The 853-nt window shown below is 70.0% G+C and carries 2 protein-coding genes; both read right to left on the bottom strand.

Annotated features, from left to right (window positions below; all coding sequences use genetic code 11):
• A partial coding sequence (locus CW362_RS42845; protein WP_103554956.1) for a DUF2267 domain-containing protein occupies positions 1 to 383 on the bottom strand: 383 nt, incomplete at its 3' end.
• A 104-nt stretch (positions 384 to 487) separates the two neighbouring features.
• Positions 488 to 853: Hsp20/alpha crystallin family protein (locus CW362_RS42840; protein ID WP_103554955.1), on the bottom strand; the 366-nt coding region annotated here is incomplete at its 5' end.

The raw sequence follows: 853 nt of genomic DNA, 5'->3' as shown, positions 1-853 counted from the left end.
GGGCGGCCGAAGAGGAGGTCGTAGCCGGTGGGGAGCTGGAGCAGGATCTGGCCCAGCAGGTCATCGCCGGCCGTGTCGGCGACCGTTGAGAGGACGGCGCTGACGTCCCAGGTCGCGGTGTGCTCGGTGGCGCCCTCGATCCAGGCTGCAGTGGCCCGCAGGAACCGCTCCGGTGGCAGTGGTTCGGCGCTCTGGAGCGGGTTGAGCAGGATCAGGGCGAATTCCTCCGGCAGGCGTGCCGCGAGCTGGGCGCGGACTTCGCCGACCAGGTGCGCGCCGAGCAGGGCGAGCACCACGCGGGCCGCGCGCTCGGCTTCCTCCACGGTGTCGTACTCGCCGCGTTCCTTGACGTGGTCGAGGAACGCTGCGCGTCGCAGAGTCATCTCGGCCGCCACCCCTTCTTGTTTCATTCGGATGCCCGTAGGGGTGCGGAGGGCGGGGTGAGGGGGAGATCAGGTGCCCGTCCTCCGCACCTGTCCGGCCGGTGTCAGCCGGAGATCTCCTTGTGGCCGGATCCGACGCCGATGGAGATCTTGCGGGGCTTGGCGCGCTCGGCGATCGGGATGCGCAGGGTGAGCACGCCCGCGTCGTAGTCGGCCTTGATGTGCTCGGTGTCGAGGGTGTCGGCGAGCACGATCTGGCGGGAGAAGACGCCCAGAGGCCGCTCGGACAGTTCCATCTGCACGTCGTCGGCCTTCGCCACCGGCCGGCGCTCGGCCCTGACGGTGAGCATGTTCCGCTCGACGTCGATGTCGATCGCGTCCGCGGTGACGCCGGGAAGGTCGAAGGCCACCACGTACTCGTCGCCCTCGCGGTAGGCGTCCATCGGCATCGCCGACGGCTTCGACCAGGT

The sequence above is a fragment of the Streptomyces populi genome, from assembly GCF_002911015.1.
Classification (GTDB): domain Bacteria; phylum Actinomycetota; class Actinomycetes; order Streptomycetales; family Streptomycetaceae; genus Streptomyces; species Streptomyces populi.
The sequence above is the reverse complement of the archived record's forward strand: the minus strand, read 5'-3'. Positions and strand labels throughout refer to the sequence as shown.